Origin of the sequence: Desulfoluna sp. (genome assembly GCF_030145185.1) — a bacterium.
Lineage (GTDB): Bacteria > Desulfobacterota > Desulfobacteria > Desulfobacterales > Desulfolunaceae > Desulfoluna.
This window is the reverse complement of record NZ_JAQYWB010000095.1, coordinates 1-18130: the sequence shown is the minus strand read 5'-3', so window position 1 is coordinate 18130 and position 18130 is coordinate 1. Positions and strand designations below refer to the sequence as shown.

12 protein-coding genes are annotated in these 18130 nt (G+C 53.4%); 8 read left to right on the top strand and 4 right to left on the bottom strand.

What is annotated here, in order from left to right; genetic code table 11:
• Window positions 1-593, bottom strand: a 593-nt coding sequence (locus Q1Q75_RS20495; protein WP_300674641.1) for a DUF4197 domain-containing protein, incomplete at its 3' end; no start/stop codon positions are given.
• A gap of 308 nt (window positions 594-901) precedes the next feature.
• On the opposite strand from Q1Q75_RS20495, the gene Q1Q75_RS20490 reads away from it, so the two are divergent.
• Window positions 902-1351 carry a PaaI family thioesterase gene (locus Q1Q75_RS20490; RefSeq protein WP_300674639.1) on the top strand — a complete coding sequence of 150 codons (450 nt, stop codon included), beginning with the start codon at window positions 902-904 and terminating at the stop codon, window positions 1349-1351.
• 171 nt (window positions 1352-1522) lie between these two features.
• Here the strand turns inward: Q1Q75_RS20490 and Q1Q75_RS20485 are convergent, their stop codons facing one another.
• Entirely contained in the window at window positions 1523-3112 is a 1590-nt protein-coding gene (locus Q1Q75_RS20485; RefSeq protein ID WP_300674636.1) for a sigma-54 dependent transcriptional regulator, read from the bottom strand.
• A 579-nt stretch (window positions 3113-3691) separates the two neighbouring features.
• On the opposite strand from Q1Q75_RS20485, the gene Q1Q75_RS20480 reads away from it, so the two are divergent.
• The 3 genes from Q1Q75_RS20480 (at window position 3692) to Q1Q75_RS20470 (ending at window position 7212) form a co-directional block, all read left to right on the top strand.
• A complete protein-coding gene (locus Q1Q75_RS20480; RefSeq protein ID WP_300674634.1) occupies window positions 3692-5476 on the top strand; it encodes an acyl-CoA dehydrogenase in 1785 nt (594 codons plus the stop codon).
• A 54-nt stretch (window positions 5477-5530) separates the two neighbouring features.
• Window positions 5531-6274: an enoyl-CoA hydratase/isomerase family protein gene (locus tag Q1Q75_RS20475; protein WP_300674631.1), complete on the top strand. Its 744-nt coding sequence runs from the start codon at window positions 5531-5533 to the stop codon at window positions 6272-6274.
• A 533-nt stretch (window positions 6275-6807) separates the two neighbouring features.
• On the top strand, window positions 6808-7212 hold the full coding sequence (locus Q1Q75_RS20470; RefSeq protein ID WP_300674628.1) for a hotdog fold domain-containing protein: 405 nt from the start codon (window positions 6808-6810) through the stop codon (window positions 7210-7212).
• A 61-nt stretch (window positions 7213-7273) separates the two neighbouring features.
• Here Q1Q75_RS20470 and Q1Q75_RS20465 read toward each other — a convergent pair whose 3' ends face one another.
• The gene (locus Q1Q75_RS20465; RefSeq protein ID WP_300674644.1) at window positions 7274-9040 is read right to left on the bottom strand and encodes a PAS domain-containing sensor histidine kinase; all 1767 of its coding nucleotides are present in this window, start codon (window positions 9038-9040) and stop codon (window positions 7274-7276) included.
• A 328-nt stretch (window positions 9041-9368) separates the two neighbouring features.
• Entirely contained in the window at window positions 9369-9791 is a 423-nt protein-coding gene (locus Q1Q75_RS20460) for a hypothetical protein (protein WP_300674625.1), read from the bottom strand.
• 1613 nt (window positions 9792-11404) lie between these two features.
• Here Q1Q75_RS20460 and Q1Q75_RS20455 point away from each other — a divergent pair.
• The 4 genes from Q1Q75_RS20455 to Q1Q75_RS20440 form a co-directional block, all read left to right on the top strand.
• Complete coding sequence (locus Q1Q75_RS20455; protein WP_300674622.1) at window positions 11405-12337, top strand: peptidyl-prolyl cis-trans isomerase; 933 nt, start codon at window positions 11405-11407, stop codon at window positions 12335-12337.
• 364 nt (window positions 12338-12701) lie between these two features.
• Window positions 12702-14669, top strand: a complete 1968-nt coding sequence (locus Q1Q75_RS20450) for a hypothetical protein (protein WP_300674620.1) — start codon at window positions 12702-12704, stop codon at window positions 14667-14669.
• A gap of 222 nt (window positions 14670-14891) precedes the next feature.
• A complete protein-coding gene (locus tag Q1Q75_RS20445; RefSeq protein WP_300674618.1) occupies window positions 14892-17393 on the top strand; it encodes a choice-of-anchor U domain-containing protein in 2502 nt (833 codons plus the stop codon).
• A gap of 203 nt (window positions 17394-17596) precedes the next feature.
• The coding region (locus tag Q1Q75_RS20440; protein ID WP_300674615.1) for a hypothetical protein at window positions 17597-18130 on the top strand (534 nt) is incomplete at its 3' end.

Below are 18130 nucleotides of genomic sequence, written 5' to 3'. Positions count from 1 at the left end.
GTCTTGTATTGATTGACCACTTTATCATAGGCTTGGATCGCCCCCACCTCAGACAGACTCGTATCCACCACGGGCCGCATCTCCTCTTTTAACGGGGGGGACATCTTCGCCTCGAAATATTTTGTCGCCGAGTCTTCCGGGCCTTTATAAATGGCCATGACATCATCAAAGGTCATTTCCTTGATTGCCTGCAGAAACAAGGTCTTTGCCTTCGGAGTCGCTGCCTCTGCCGCACGATTCAGCTTCAACTCAAGGTCATCCACCATATGCGACATCCCCATCTTCGACACCATGGTTTTCGCTTTCGACAGCCCTGCCGGCAAGGGAATATGTATGGCGGGATCCTTATTGAACCCATCGGTGACGCCCAATTGCTGGACGACCTGCTCCGTGCCCAGACGAAGGGCCTCCTTAAACGCATTTCCAATCTCAGCCTGGTCGGGCGTTGCGGTCGACGTCGGCGCCTTGTCGTCGCTCGTTCCTTTAATCATATTAACCCCTTTGTCCCACCAGGAGCCCTCCGCCACGACGTGATCGGGCCACCAGACAAAAAGAGACCAAACGGCACAAAGAACCATTCCATAACGTTTCATAAGAAAACCCTCCGGAAGTTCATCAGGATAAAATGGGATAAAAAAGGGATTTAAAAAGGGACGGTTCCTGATGGGATTCAACGGAACCGCAAGAGAAGGTAATAGCACATAATACATAATGCCGTGGCGAAGCTCAAGACGAATAAAACCCCCAGCCGCCAAGCCGTAACCAGACCGAGACCCTCGGGCATCATAAAAAAAAACTCGCCTGAAAGGGCTCCCGTCAGATATGAAGAACAGACAGTGCCAGCATCCATGCCCTCTCTTTTTGGGGCCACGCCCACCTCGCACCCACAAGGACAGTGACCATGCCGAACGCGCCCCATTACCGAGCCCTTGAGAACATGTACCAGGCAGCCCCCATCAATCGCTTCTTCCCCCCGCAAATGACCGTAAGTCAGGGGACTGCCACCATTAAACTCCATCTCAAACAGGAGTACCACCACACCGCGGGGGCCGTCCATGGCTCCGTCTACTTCAAGCTTCTCGACGACGCCGCTTTTTTTGCCGTCAACTCACTGGAAAAAGAGGTCTTCGTCCTGACCACTGCCTTTACAACCTACATCACTCGCCCTGTGGTTGAGGGAACCATGACGGCCGTGGGGCGCGTGATGAACACAGGCAAAAGCCAGTGGCTCGCCGAATCCGTCGTCTATGACGACAAAGACCGGGAGATCGCCCGAGGCAACGGCATCTTTGTACGAAGTAAAATCCGCCTTGCCACCCTTCCAGAATACGCGGGTCATGATAGCCTGTGAGAGGCCCCACTCACCACTCACCACTCACCACTCACTATTCACTATTCACTTCTCACTATTCACTGCCCACTTCTCACTATTCACTGCCCACTTCTCACTATTCACTGCCCACTGCTCACTATTCACTGCCCACTGCTCACTATTCACTGCCCACTGCCCACTGCTCACTATTCACTGCTCACTATTCACTGATAGCTGCCCACTGCTCTTCCGCACCCCGATCCCAAATTTTTTCATCCGGCTTCGCAACGTCGACGGATGCATCGCAAGGAGCTCTGCGGCCCCGCCCGGCCCTTCAATCTTGCACCCTGAACGTTTCAGGGCCTCCTGAATATGGCCTTTCACCACCTCATCCATGGACGAGAAATCTGCACGAGGGGGGCTGACAAGACGGTTCTCCGGCGTACGATCCGGGTTCCACATCAGATTTTCAAAGGAGAGTCCACGGCCCCGGCTGAGGATCAGGGCCCGTTCAATGACGTTCTGAAGTTCTCGGATATTGCCGGGCCAGTCGTAAGCCATCAGTTGAGAGATCTCGGAATCCTTGACCTCAGGCGAAGGGTCTCTATTCATTTCCCGGGATTTTTGATCCACAAAATACCGGGTAAGCGCTGCAATGTCCTGCCGCCTGTCCCTTAGCGGTGGGATCCGGATCGGAAAGACGTTCAGCCGGAACCAGAGATCTTCCCGAAAGCGTTTCTCCCGAACCATGGCAAAGAGATCCCGGTTGGTGGCCACCACCACCCGAACATCCACCGAGACTGGCCAGCTGCCCCCCACCCGATTAAACTCCAGGGTCTGAAGCACCCGCAAGAGCTTGACCTGGGCAGCCGGAGGAAGCTCTCCGATCTCATCGAGAAAAATGGTGCCGCCGTCGGCCTGCTCGAAGTAACCCCGCTTGAGCCGAGTGGCACCCGTAAAGGCCCCCTTCTCATGGCCAAAGAGCTCACTGTCCAGGAGCCCCTCGGCAATGGCCCCGCAGTTCACGCGAATCATCGGGCCGTGACAACGCCGGGAGCTTTGATGAACCGCATTGGCCACCAGCTCCTTCCCGGTTCCGGTCTCCCCCAGAATCAGGACCGGGCTGTCCAAGGCCGCCACCTGATTGACCATGGCGTTGACCTCTTTAAGACCAGAGTCGACCCCGATCATTCGCCCGGTTGGATCATGCCCCAGCCGGTGCTCCAGCTGTTTTTTTTCAGTGGACAGGCGCTCGTTTTCGCACACCAGATCCCGGTGGTGCAGAAGATTCAGCACCGCACCGATCAGAGGCCGCCTGATGAGCTTCATCCAGGCGAGATGGTGGGTGTCATAAGGGGTTCCTCCTCCGGTCACCAGGCCAAACCCACCCACCAGGGGCGGCACGATATCAAAACCCATGGTCATCACGGAGAACTCATTCTTTTTCGTATAGATGGGCTTTTCGACATGCCGGAGAAAATGCGCGTGAATGCTTTTCAGCATGGGGCTCTCAGAGCTCTGAAGGACCCGCACATCCCCATGGGCCTGATCCCGTACCTCATTAAAATGCTCGTATGAGAGTTGAATGCCCTCATCAATGAGGGTCCCACGCTTGACCGTGGCTTCGGCGAGGTACCGCAGGGTGTGGGCCGAGGTGTCTAAAATAAAGACATGGACCAGATCCAGGGGCAGATACTCTTTGAGCAAAAGAAGGGTTTCATGAAGTGATTTCTCGATCTCGAGACTGCTGTAGAGAGACTGGGTAATCTCCCGAACCAACTTGCTTTCGTCCTGTGTCATGGGGTCTCCCGCGAAATGCAGTGGATTTTCTACATACCAAAGAAAAGGACTACTACATATCACGGATATTCGCCAGCGCGAATGCAAGACTCACTGATCACAAAGGAGGTATGCCATGGCACATAAGTTGCTCTGACTATCCCCAGAAAGGAAGTCCATGAGCAAACGATCCCATTGCCGCCGACGTCATGACGGTAATTTTCACCGTCATGACGGAAACCGCAGATCATGCGCTCGCAACGCACATGGCGTGCCCTCACACTTCGGGTGAATGCGGACGCGAGGTGCCCAGGGTACCGCCATCCGTAGAGCATTCGCAAACTCGCTTTCAAGGTGGCACCACCTTGCTGCCGGAGTTATTCCGGTTAAAGTCCACCCGTGCATTGACAAAGAAGCACCGACGGCTCATGCACTTGCTACCTCCGTTGTCACCCCTCTCCCGTCGCGCGAATGCGGACGCAAGGTGCCCAGGGTACCGCCAGCCGTAGAGCATTCGCAAACCCGCTTTCAAGGTGGCGCCACCTTGCCGCCGGAGGCTGCTTGTTGTTTTAACCCACGGACAGAAACTAAGGACTCATCATGGCTGACAGATTCATGAGCATGCGCAACCTGAAATTCACCCTTCACGAGGTCATCGGGGCCAGCCCCGAGGGAAGCGGTCACACGCGAAAATCCATGGACATGGTCCTGGATGCCGCCTTTGATTTTGCAAAAAAGGCCCTGCACCCGCTTTATGAAGAGATGGACCGGCATCCGCCTGAGCTAATCGACGGCACCGTTTCCGTTCACAAAGAGATGCGATCCATTTTGACCACGCTGGGCAAAGATGGCTGGATTTCCGCTATTTTTCCTGAAGAGTGGGGTGGGGATAACATGCCGCCGAGCCTGCTGCATGCCGTCTGCTTTATCTTCGCCTCGGCCAACTACTCGGCCTCGGTCTATTCCGGGCTGACCATGGGGGCCGCAAACCTCATCCTTACCTTCGGATCAGACGAGCTGAAACGCACCTTTGTCCCCACCATGCTCGAGGGAAAATGGCAGGGCACCATGGCCCTGACCGAACCTGAAGCCGGGACCTCTCTGGGCGATCTCACCACCGCGGCCGCCCCCCAGGAGGACGGCACCTACCGCATCACAGGCGAAAAGATCTTTATCTCTGCCGGGGATCATGATGCGGTGGACAACGTGGTGCATCTCCTGCTGGCCCGGATTGAGGGGGCACCGGCCGGGGTAAAAGGGATCTCTCTTTTTGTCGTGCCGAAGCTGCGGCCAAACGACGGCGCACTGCGGCCCAACGACGTCACCGTCACCCAGATTTTTCATAAGATGGGATACCGAGGCGCGCCCATCACGGCCCTCTCCTTTGGCGAAAAAGGCGACTGCACCGGGTACCTGGTCGGGGAGGCGAATCGGGGTCTCTCCTACATGTTCCACATGATGAACGATGCCCGTCTTGAGGTCGGCATGGGGGCCACCGCCATCGCCACCGCGGCCTACCACGCCGCCCTGGATTACACCCGAAACCGCCGGCAGGGACGCCGCCTCACCGACGGTTCCGGAGCACCCCCCATCCCCATTATCGAACACCAGGATGTCAAACGCATGCTCCTCTTCCAACGCGCCGTCTCTGAAGGAGCCCTCTCCCTCATCCTTCAGTGCAGCCGCTACGAAGCACTCAGCCACACCGCCCCTGATGAGGAAAAAGCAGACTACCACCTTCTTCTGGAGCTCCTCACCCCGGTGGCCAAGACCTTCCCCGCAGAAATGGGTATTCTCTCAACCAGCGCAAGCATCCAATGCTTCGGGGGATACGGGTACTGCGAAGATTTCCCCGTGGAACAGCATTTCCGGGACATGCGCATTCACGCCATCCATGAAGGGACCACCGGCATCCAGGGGATGGATCTCCTGGGCCGTAAAGTGGTGATGAAGAATGGAAAAGCCCTTCTTCTGCTGAGCCGGGAGATAGATAAAACGATTAAAAGAGTCCAGGATTACCCGGCGCTTCAGGCCATGGCTCAAGCCCTCTCGGAAGCCAAAGAGACCCTTTCAACCACCACGATGACCCTGGGCGGTGTGGCCAAGGAAAAAGGCCCGGAGGCCTTTCTGGCAAACGCCACCCTCTACCTGGAGCTCTTCGGCCATGTGACCATCGCCTGGCAATGGCTGCTCCAGATGGGGGTCGTCAGTGAAAAACTGGCCGGACAAAACGTCCGTAAAGCCGACCTGGCCTTTTACAATGGGAAACTCGATGTGGGCCGTTACTATTTCGGCTATGAGCTTCCAAAGATTGGTGCGCTTTCTATCGCACTGGCCCAACCCGCCCTCACCCTTGAAATAGAAGCTGCCTGTTTTACAGATTAAAACCTGTCGTTATTTTTATTACTCATCTGTTCGACTGCCCCAAAGGAGTGACCCATGGCCCCATTTATTTACCGACAAGAGGGAAAAATCGGCCGTCTTACCTTGAACCGCCCGGACAAATACAACGCCTTTGACATGGAGATGGTGCTCGCCTTTGAAGCCTTCTTACATGATCGCCGATACGACGAGGAGACCACGGTGATCGTCATCGACGGGGGAGATTCCAAAGGCTTTTGTGCCGGCCTCGACACCGAGACCTATGCCCCGGAAATCTTTAAGATGACCCCCGTCAAAGCCTACGACGCCCAGGCGCGCATGAGCCGATTGTTCCTGGCCATGCGCCAGATTCCTCAGCCCATTATCACCTGCATCCACGGCGCGGCGGCTGGCATCGGGTTCTCCCTGGCCATGGCCTCCGACATTCGAATCCTGGCTGAAAACGCCCGTTTTTCCGCAGCCTACATCAACATCGGCCTGGGCGGAGCGGACATGGCCTCCAGCTATCTCCTGCCCCGGCTCATCGGAGCGGGCAGGGCCTATGAATACCTTCTCACGGGCAACTGGATGGATGCCCCCACGGCCCTCTCCCTGGGGTTCGCCTCCCGGGTGGTCGCCAAAGAGGTCATGCTCGACACCGCCATGGGACTGGCCACTACCATGACCGGGAAAAATCCCATGGGTGTTCGCATGACCAAAGAGGCCATCAACGCCAACCTCGACTGCGCAGGCCTGGAGGCTGCCCTTCAAATGGAAGACAGAAACCAGATGATGATCGCCTACACCTACCGAATGACATAAAAAGAACGGGTAACTATTCAGCTATCCATTTTTTCTTTATGACCCAGGTCTGACAGCACCCTACGCTTTTCGTCTTCCCCGCGCAGGCGGGGACCCATGTGCGAAAATCCGTATCACCCTCATTTTTATAATGACGTACCGGGTGGATGCGTAGGGTGCGCCGTGCGCACCGTCAGGCGTATCGTAAACCGGCAACACCGCATGTTGAAATAAGACTCGTGGTCATCGTTAACTTGCGAGGCCGATGGTCCTCTCTACGGTAGAAGGTGCGGGAGCCGCACCCTACAGGGTGATGAAAAGACGTGACGTATTGGCATTTGAATCTTTCTGTCATTTGCCTCGAACGACCTATCGAAGGCAATCTGAATAGTTACAAGAACGGTAACAATTCGCTCAAAAGAAAGCCTGCGGCGGCAAGGGTGGCGAAGCCACTTAAGCAAAAGCAGGTTGCGGATGCGCTTTGCCCCCTTGTCACGCCGGAGGCGTAAGCTAAATAGTTCCAAAAGAACAAAAAAATCCCTGGAGCCGGCATAATGCAACCCTTCGACCGCGACCGCCATAAGCCTGAAGAACCCCTCAGACCCCCGGGGCTTCAGCTGCTCTTCTGCCGCAGAGACGCCGCCGTCGTTTTCGTGGCAAAGATGCCCGACGCCCTGTGCTGCTACGGAAAGTTAATCCGCAGCAGCGTCATCATCACCATACTGGAAGAATTGATGAGCCGGACGGCCCAGGTGTTTCTGAAAAAGGAGTACCGGACAAAACAGATGCACGTTGCCTTTATGAAGCCAATCCAAAACACCGGTACGTTGAAAGGAGAAGGCCGAATTCTGTCGGTCGAAGGGAAACGTGTCGCAACCATTGAGGGGGTGATCTTCAATGGCCGAAAAGAGATTTCAGCCAAATCGACGTCGGAATGGACGAAGGAGCCGGATCGATAGCCTGTCTATTCACTATTCACTATTCACTATTCACCATTCACCATTCACCATTCACTATTCACTATTCACTGCCCCCCCCCTCCGCCATGGGCAGGTCCACATGCATGCGGGTCCACTCACCGCTCTCGGTCTCAACCTGGAGCGTCCCCCCATGGTCTTTGATGATGCCATAAATAATAAAAAGGCCCAACCCGGTCCCCTTCCCCTCTGGCTTGGTCGTATAAAAGGGGTCGAACATGCGCTGCCGAATCTCATCCGGGATACCCGGTCCATGGTCTTCCACGGTCAACCGGACCCACGGCAAGCCGTCACGGTGAAGGGGCCGTGCCGAAATCCGAATGCTCTTGTTCTCGTCGTAATCCGGATATTTCGCGTTGAGGGCATCGCGGGCATTGGTCATCAGATTCATCACCACCTGCTGAATCTGAGGACTGTGACAAAGCACTGGAGGCAGATCATCAGGGAGGTCCACATCCAAACGAATCTGGTCATGACGCAGAACCATCTGAACCAGGGAGAGGGTGGCATCGACTATATCATCAAGACGTATAGCACGAGGCGGCTCTGACTTTTCCGTTCGGGCAAAGTGCAGCAGATTCGTCACGATACGGTGAATCCGATTCGCCTCCCGCCGGATCTCACGGGCATGCCCGTGCGCCTCCGAGTCTGCCGGGACGATGTCATCAATGAGATCCGCGTAGCCGGTAATTCCCATAATGGGATTGTTAATTTCGTGAGCCACACCACTGGCGAGGGTTCCCAGGGACTCCATCTTCTGCGCCTGACGAAGATGTGCCTCTGCCTGGGCCTTTTCTCTTTCCAGAAACCACCTTTCCGTCACATCGGTAAAGAACCCGACCAGACAGGAGAGCCCGTCAAACTCCATGGGAACGGACGTCACATCGGTATACAAGGGGGTTCCGTCCCGGGTGACAAGGGGAACTGACGACGCAAGGAAAAGGTCGCCGCGCTTATGGTGCTCAAGGGCATCATAAAACTGAGCCAGCCCCTGACTCGGATTCAGATCTTCCACCCGCATATGCCTGAGCTCTGCCTCCGACCGCCCCAGCATCCGGCACGCCTTCGGGTTCGCGTACTTTAACTCAAGGGATTGAACGTCGGCCACCAGGATCCCCTCGGCCGCCTCTTCAAAAAGGGTCCGGAACCGTTTCTCGGATTGCCGCAAGGCATCTTCCGTCTCCTTGCGTTCGGTGATATCCGTGTTGCTCCCCCGAAACCCTGCCGGACGCCCCCCGGCATCTGTAACCGAATGACACTCATGGAGGATCCATCGAATCTCTCCGTCACGACGAACGATTCGAAACTCACACAAAGCCTCACCACAAGCCCCATTCGCCTGATGCACGGCCTCCACCGCAGGAAGGTCCTCAGGATAAATCATCGCCTGCATCAGTCCGGCCTGGGTATAGAATTCCTCGGGCGGGTACCCCGTCACGCGTTCGCACGCCGGGGTAACATAAATCACCGGCCCCTCATCCCCGATCCAATACTCCCAGTCCCCGGTGTTATCAGCAAATACGCGAAAGCTGTGTTCCAATTCGATCGCGCTTCGTTCCGCCTTTCGCAAAAGAAGAAAAACCAGCATCCCCGTCACCAGGACAAAGGCCATGCCCTTGACCATCTGCGCCCGCAGAAAAGAGCCAAAATCCGGAAAAAGCCATCCCACAACAAGATCGCTTGACGAAATCCAGAGCACGGCGAATACAATGTATACCAAAGCAAGTCGAGCCGGATTCGGGAGAAACCGGCCCCGTTCCCGAAGAAACGGACTCATGACACTGCCCTTCTTTTTGTCGTCCATAGTCATTTTCAAAATAGCCCCTGATACCGTTGAAAATCCCACAGGCAAGAGTGCAGAAGCCCGTGGCAAAAAGATCGAGTCGGCTTGTGGTCAGGGGTAAAATCTGAAGGGAGGGGGAAGACGTGCTGGCCTCAAATATCGGGCAGAGATGAGGGGGGGGGGGGCCAGAGCACAAACCAACTTTTCTTAAAAAAATCAGACCGAATACGTCGGAAGTCAAGCAAGTCATTCAAAAATAGGAGTGCAAGCGTCTATCAGATCAAGGGAATCGGGCAGATCAAGGCAAGCGGGCAGATCAAGGCAAGCGGGCAGAACAAGACAAGCGGGAAACAAATCATAACTGGGTGAGTTTTTTCCAGGCCTTATGGTATTGGGAGATGCGAAGACATTCCTGTTCCCCTATCTTGGGGTACTTCTGAAGATCCATATTGTCTTCAAGGTCGGCGATCATCACGGCCGTGGCAAGAGAATTGGACTGAACACGGGTAATAAAATCCTCATAGGTTTCCCCGTCTACCCGGGTGAGGCACTCGACGGCCCCGACGACATGGGAGGGAATCCCGGCGTCCATCAACCCTTTGGCGTTGTATTCGGAGTCTTCAACCACATCATGAAGAAGAGCCGCCGCCATCTCGTCTTCCGTCGTCATCTTTGCCATCACCCGCAAGGGGTGAAGAATGTACGTGTGTCCATCGGTGTCCTCTTTGCCGCTGTAAGCGGACAACGCAATGGCCAATGATTTTTCAATGATGTTCATGGTTCCCACCACTCCTGTCTACTCGCCGCACATCCTATGCTGAACCAACGAGACATTTCACCATGCAGCACCGCAATAGCTGCCCCCCAGAATCTTTTTCGAATCAATCATCATGAAATCTATGACCTATTATACTATCTCACATCTATGCCAAATACTATCTTAAAAAAGGCCACACCCCAGAATCAAAAGTTATAAATCAATTTGATGACCTCTTATTTATCGCCATGAGTTCCCGCGATATTCATCGTGAAGCCGTGGGGAATATGCGACATCAAAGTCTTCCGATTAAAGGCAACAATCTTAATAATATCGATCGAATTAAAACGATTTCGCAAAATGGGCAACGTGCGAAGCGTGCCCATCACGGGTTCCAAAAGTATCCACCGTAAAGGGTTAGCCCAGATATTTCATGAGAAAACGATTAGGCTATCCCGGATATTTCACCGCACCAGAGCTTGTCCATTAGTCAATCAATTAGTCCTGCCCCGATGGCTCTTTTCACCAGTAATCTCTCAGGATAGATCTGAGAATGAGCAACGGAGGGATCCTATTGGGATTCATCGGCGAAAAGGATAAACGAATCACTACTCCATCCGCGAAATTTCCATGAACGTTGGCAACCAAGGAAATGACCTCAATGGAACAAAGCCCGCATTCAAACTCAAACAACACATGAACAGACGTTGCCCAGAGAAACACCATAAAACCTGATTACAGCGGCGAGCCGTATCTTCTCTCCCCGCGAACTTGGGAGATCTCAAGGGATCACAGTGTAGCCAGCACAAAACCGATACAGCGGTGACGTGCGTTAACCACCACCTTCGCCAAGCCCCTCCCCCTCGCTGAAAAATGCCCGGTTCCTAAGGATTATAGGCAACGAATGACGGAACAAGCGGGGCCGGACTGTCACCCCGTATGAATATCGTTCAGGGAACATTTATTTATTCCTTTTGGGAAATCACTATGATAGAGTGTTGATAATTTGAAATAAATCAGCACACAATGATTCCCTCTTATTCCACTACTCCCGACCTCTTCCCTGCCGAAAATTCTCCTATAACTTCTTGGGATTGTTAGTCTATCCTCCATCAGCGCCAACCACCACACCTTTCTTCTTGGGACCCAGGCACTGCATGGGACAAATGATTGGGTTTTCACGAAACTGGCGTTATCAATACGATTGAAAAATACCCAGACGCAACCCGAACAAGCGATTATACATAGATTTTACCTGAAACATCGCAAGCATCGGCTTAATAGGTAGGCCGTTCTTTGTGCAAATCCGGCACGCAATACTTCACTCTTCCTGACATTGGCACCAGTTTTTTCAGAACATGTCCTTTTTCATATACGGCATCACCGGAGCCCCGTTTAGTGGAGGCTGTGGAATCCTTTATTTAAACTATACAGAGCCCCCCCTTCAAAGTCTGCACAGAACCCAGAGGGGGTGTTCCCGCAATGTGCATCTGTTGAATGGCAAGGTTTTTTACACACCAGACAGCCCGGCACTTTCAGCGGGTGTAAAGGCAACCCTCACCTGAAGGGCAGGTGCTTCGTTACGGGTGTGCATTTTCTTGATGATCAACCCTTTTTATTCTGGAGCAATCACCATGACAACCCATTTAAGCAGAAAATCAATACCGAACATCGCGAAAGCACACGCAAAAAAAAACCGTCTGACTCTGCTTCTCTTCGTCCTCTTCTCGGTTTTCATACTGGAGAAGTGCCCTGTTAACGCTCAATCCGATACTACAACAGAAAATAGAGTTCCGAACGTTGTCATTGCCACCGTCAACGGCCAAGAGATCCTAAAATCAGAGATTGATATGGGTGTGGCCGCGTATAAACAGCGGACAGGTAAAACCGAGATTGAAAAAAACGAAATGACAGAACTTGTGAAGAGTGTTATTCGGCGTCGCCTCATTCTCTCATTACCGCAGGTACAGAGTTATCGCAGTGATCCCCTAATCATCGGCCAGCTCCGAGAATACGAAAACCACCTGATCATCAGCAAATATATTGCAAAGAATGTCGGTCCTTCCCTCAACATCAGCGAACAACAGCTCAGGGACTATTACGATCAGAATAAGCGCGAATTCTCGGTAAACCCCAAAGTAGAAGCGAGGCACATCCTCTTAAAGAACCAAGAAAAAGCGCAGGTGGTTCTGCAACTCTTGAAATCCGGTCAAGATTTCAGTGATCTCGCCAAAGAGCACTCTATTGACCTGCCTATGGCCCTTGAAGGGGGAAGTATGGGGGTCATTGAGAAAGGAAAAACACTCCCTGTTTTGGAAAAAGCCCTTTTCAGCCTTGCAGAGGGAGAGATGAGCGATATCGTCGAAACACAATATGGTTACCATATCATCCTTGTCGACAAAATTCATCCAGCAAGTTTTATGCCATTTAAGGAGGTGCGTCTCCAGATCCATAAAACAATGATACGCAGACGAGAGGCCCAGGCGTTCGATCAAATGACCATGGAACTGGAAAAAACCGCAGATATAACCATTTACTCTGAGAACCTCTCTGGACCATCAAGCTAAGGGCCTCGGATAGAATACATCATCCCGACGAAGGGGGGTGCTTGCTGCCTTGCCGACTTGCCGACGGAGACATATCACCCTAAATTCATTAAAATAGACGCGATTCAAAATCAAGTGATAGTACAATAATATTGCTGCCTAAGCCCTAACCCGAATATTTCATGAGAAAACGAAACATAAATGAATCTATAAATTTCTTACAGTGTGTTGCGATGAAAAAAATCAGCTGTTCAGAAGATGCAAAATGTCATTTTCGATTTTCGCACCCTTCGCGATATCCGATATTCTGACCCATGCACGTCGGCCCATCGCCAAAAGGTACGAGAAGGTACGGCCCGCATCGTAGTATGAGAGGAGAACCCGCATGATGAAAAACCTGTTTTTAAACCTGAGACGTGTGTTCCTGTTACTGGTTGGCACCGTACTTCTTACCTCAGGACCTTCGCTGGTCAACGCTGTCCCTCATTACGAACTCGTAAGCACCGACGAGGGGCCGCCACTTGCCCTGACCTATTCTTTTCAAGATTCGGTGTCCGGGCTGTCGGCAATACGGGTCATCAAATCCGAGAACACCAAAGTCAACATCCCACCGGTGGCACCGGGAATTACCAGCCGGGTATACGTGACCGTGACTCAGGTGGATCCCCACCAGAGTATTCGTGTGAGCCTTGAAGCGAAATCCATGGATGGCAAGAGCGTCACCTGTGACTACACCAATGAGCCCCCACCCGGAGACACGGTGCCACCGAATTTCGTCATTAAAAACTCCCTGCCGGGCCCACCGCCATCGGTCTCGATCAGCATTCAGGATACGGCTTCCGGGTTGAGAGATCTTCAAGTGACAGACTCGTCCAATACACAGATTTCCATGCCCACCTTTGCGGTTGGGACGACCCGAGCGGTCTCGCTCACCGCCGAGCAGGGGGCTGAGGGGAACGGTTTCAGCTTCGCACTCGAAGCCACGGACATGGAGGGTAACACGGGTTACTATCAGTACAACCACAATCAAAACGACCCCTCCCCCCCGACATGGACCATCGTCTCAGAGGAGCCTGGCCCTCCTTACGTGGTCATGATCGACATCCAGGATGTCCAAAGCGGGCTGAAAGCCATTTCCATCGTCGACTCCCGCAATGCCCATATTGTCATTCCTAATTTCACCCCAGGGGTCACAAGCCCCGCCCTGACCATCACGGCCACCCGAGAGTCTGAAAATGGCGATTTTACCTTTGCCCTGAAGCTGGAAGACATGGAGGGAAACCAAACAGAACTCGTCTACAGCCTGCCCATTGAGGATCAAAGCCCACCCACCTGCCGCTTAACGGCCCTCCATGGAGGCCCTCCTGCATCGTTTGAAATATCCGTTCAAGACAAGGGGTCCGGGCTTTCATCCCTGAAGGTCATTGATGTGATCAACACCACGTATTCGATCCCCCCCGTCATTAAAGGCAGCAAGGATCCCGTCGTAATCTCGGCCAACCAGATTGAGGCCAATCTTGACTACAAGATCCAAATCGAAGCGGTGGACATGAATGGAAACCGGACAACCAGCGACTATCCCGATTCCTTTCAGATCGGCTCCCACCCCGAATTCGATGCGGTGGGCAACGACCACCTGAACCATTTTCAGGACATCTACAAGGCGGGTGTCATTGAACAGTCTCAAAACAGCAACGGGACCCGCATCAACCGCTACAGCGATTTCAACACCGAGACGTTCTCCTCCAATGCCGGCATGGCGATGCGTGACCCCTGCTTTTCATTGAACGATGCGTACGAATCCATTCTGACATCTTCGTGGACCGAATCCGTCTACTCATGGGAGATCACCCTGCAGATGAAGCCCATCTCCGACATCGGCCTTCATATTGCCGGGTGTACACTTCGCCCCGGGGAAGAGAATGTCTGGGAAGCGGCCTCTCAATCAGGCAATTTCAGTCTGCCAACCTCACCGGAGGTGCTGCGCTTCATCCCCTCGTCAAACCCCAAAATCAGTGTCACGGCGCTACCCGGACCGGAAGCAACATCCAATTTCCCGGCTGCCGGATACAGCATGGACGTGCGTAGCTTATCATCCCTCAGGCGAGGGCCTGCCGTTGACGTGCCTTTTATTTCGAGAAGCTTCCATGAGGAAACCCTTACACTGGCCCGCCCCAACAACGGTGAAGTAAACGCCAACGGGCAAACCATGTATGCCCTGAATGCGGGAGATCGCATTCGCATCACCCTGACTGTCCCTTTTAACAACACAACAGATCTCAGATTTGGCAAAGACAATGTCTGGCTTTTCTACAACGGTATCATTGGAACAGAACGAATCACCTCCGACTGAAAGTGACGCAGATGCTGAAACCCAAATCAACCGCCAGGAAACCGAATGCCTATGCTCACAACTTACTTTTTGCAACCATGCCAGACCAAGGTGTTGACCATATTAAAGGCCGAGGTCAACACGACACCATGCTCGCCCGCATACTCGACTCAGGCTCTCGGGTGCCCGTCATGCCAGAGGCAATGACTCATGCTGACCAAACTATAAAAGGACTAAATTGCCATGAAGATGCCATTGATCTTGACGACGATTCTGGCGCTGCTCATGCTGACCACAGGTCTGGCTCAGAGCAACGTCAACTGGGTGCATGACACAGATCAAACGAACAGCTTTGTATTCGCTGTGGAAAAAAACGGCGGCACCTTTGTTTATCTTCCCACCAACTATTTCAAACCCGGCGTTCAGGCCGTCGAGCGAAAGGCCTACAATGAAAGCCAGGGCGAATTCGATCCCTACAATGCCATTGCCGAAGGGGAGATCCTCGAATTCGGCACCAGTTTCGGTGGAGAGCTTCGCATGCACGCTCTGGCGATGGGACCGGATCAGGATGAAAATTTTAATCCGGCGAGCCCGGCCAACGGCTTGAAAGTGCAAGCCTTTGCACAGATCCTCCCCGACCTGACGATGAATCCAAACCTGGGCATGGATATCACACAAGAGGTCACGACGTGGAGCACCCGATGGTTTACGGTGGACGAAGAACTCGTTTACGAACTTCGAGCCCAGCTCGGCGGCACCGTCTCTTTTGACGAATTTTTTATTAGCAGCCGGTACCATGCCACAAAGATTATCGGAGCCGAGATCACCTTGGAGGCACTTGTGGTCAGCACTACCGGGTCGATTATAAGTCTCGAGAGTGTTTTCTCTGAAATGGTCGATTTTGAAGCCCCCGTTGCCCGCAACCTGATCCTCAGCCCCACGACCTCGTCTGACCAGCAGATCACCTACCAACTCAAAACCCGAGTTTACCTCAAATCTGAAGTGACCAATTTTGACTGGAACACATCCATCATCACGGGGGGTATTGACGGGACGTTCAACCTCGGGACGCCTGAAAGCCCCATAGCCCTGACCGCAACGATAGCAAAACCGACCATCAGCCACCTCCTGACGACCGCATGTGTGAATGGAGACGGGGGCTCCATTTCACCCGAAAGTGGGCCGTATCTTGAGAATAGCGTCGTTAACCTCACCGCCACCCCCAAGCCTGGTTATCGGGTGGACAAGTGGAGTGGCACAGATAACGATGACATAACGACCACCGCCAATACCGTCACCATGACAGACGATAGGAATGTGCTGATATCCTACGAATTAATCCCCACATACACCCTGTCCAGCGCCGTTTTACCAAACGATGCCGGAGCCGTAACCATCGACCCGCTCCAAGACGCCTATGAAGAGAACACCGTCGTTTCTTTAAAGGCTGAGGCACGTAGCCAATACCAGTTTGTCAGGTGGGATGGGGCCGCAGTGGCCGACCCCATGGCTACCGTCACCACGATTACCATGGGTGAAGATCATTCGGTAACCGCCGTTTTCGAGGAAATCCCACCTGGCGACAGCTACACCCTCGCAAGCTCCGTCACGCCCGAGGCGGCAGGGACAATAGCAACGGACCCGCTCCAGGAGCGCTACGCGGAGAACACGGTGGTGACCTTAACGGCAACGGCCAATATCGGGTACCTTTTTCATCGATGGGATGGCGCAGTCGAGAACCCGGATGCGTCTTCCACCACGATTGCCATGGATGAAGACCATTCGGTAACCGCCGTTTTTGAGGAAATCCCACCTGGCGACAGCTACACCCTCGCCAGCTCCGTCACGCCCGAGGAGGCAGGGACAATAACAACGGACCCACTCCAGGAGAGCTACGCGGAAAACACGGTGGTGACCTTAACGGCAACAGCCAATATCGGTTACCTGTTTGATCGTTGGGATGGCGCAGTCGAGAACCCGAAGGCGTCTTCCACCACGATTGTCATGGGTGAAAACCGTCAGGTCTCCGCCCTGTTCCTTGAAATGCAGGATGATGACACGGACGGCGTTGACGACCTTATTGAGCAGGGGCCTGATCCCGACAACCCAAACCCCTATTATGACGGGAATAACGATGGCATACCAGATCACCTCCAGGGCCAAGTCGTCTCGATGCCCACCCATGACGGGCAACATTATGTCACGCTCGCCTGTGAGCCGTCACACAACCTCAGAGAGGTAAGCTGCGTGCCCCCGGTTGCTGACGTGCCCTCGGGCATAACGTTTCCCTTTGGATGCTTTGATTTCAAGATTGATGGGATAGAGCCGGGCGGTTCGACATACGTCAACATCATCCTGCCCGAGGGCACTGTTCCAGACGCCTACTTCAAATTCGGCCCCAAACCTGATGACACCTCCGATCACTGGTATGAATTTTCCCGTGACAGCACCACCGGGGCCGTGATCGACGGCAATACCATCACGCTCTTCTTCTTGGACGGAGACCGAGGGGATGATGACCTCACCCAAAATGCCTTGATCGTCGATCTGGGGGGGCCGGTGCTCCGGGCTTCATCATCTACGTTGATAACCGATGCCCCAGAGCCCGAAACCCCTCCATCAGAAAGCAGGGATAACTCGTGTTTCATCGCCATGGCCGATGGAAAAACCGCATCTGAATTACTTAGATCCATCTCTACTTTCTTACGGCATATCGGCAGTGCGTTTTATACGGGTGCCCCCTAATTCAGAAGTACACCCAAGCGGTGCCCCCGTTCTGCCATCCACTTTACCTGTTCTGCTCAGGGAAAAAGCAACCCTGAATAGAACGACACTAACGGAGGAAACAATCACAAAGAAAGGGGGTGATAGCACCACTACACGGACATAATACAAAGAAATAATGGCGTACGTTGGCAACCTTTCAACAATGAAGATGGAGGAGTATCATGAGATCAAAAATTATACCTTTTGTCATGGGTGCCGTATTCATGATCACAGCTTCGGCATGGGCAGGAAACACCCCCGAATTCGATGCCGTCGGATGTGACAATCTAAACATCTTTGCCCGCAACAACAACGTCCAGTTCGAAGGCAGCATCATATTCAATGGTGACCCTAACACTGGTGCCGTTAACCTGTGGAGTCACTTCAATAATGAAGGGACGCCCGACTATGTCAACGGTCCCTGGGTCAGTAAGGAATACTTCACGCAGACCGCCGGTCAGCTTTTCAGAGATCCGTGTTTTGGAAAGTTCGGTATGCTTTCCGCACTGACCGATGCCTGGAACGAAGCCGTGTATGAGTGGAGTATCGTTCTGCAGATGAAGCCGGAGAGTGACATCAACGTCAGCATCTACGACTGTGTTCTCAAGCACAATGAATTCAACCCTTATACAGGAGCTGAGCAGACCGGCCGCTACCGTGCATCCTGGGGCCAGCTGATGTTCGTCCCCATCGCCAACCCCATCATGTCAGTCACC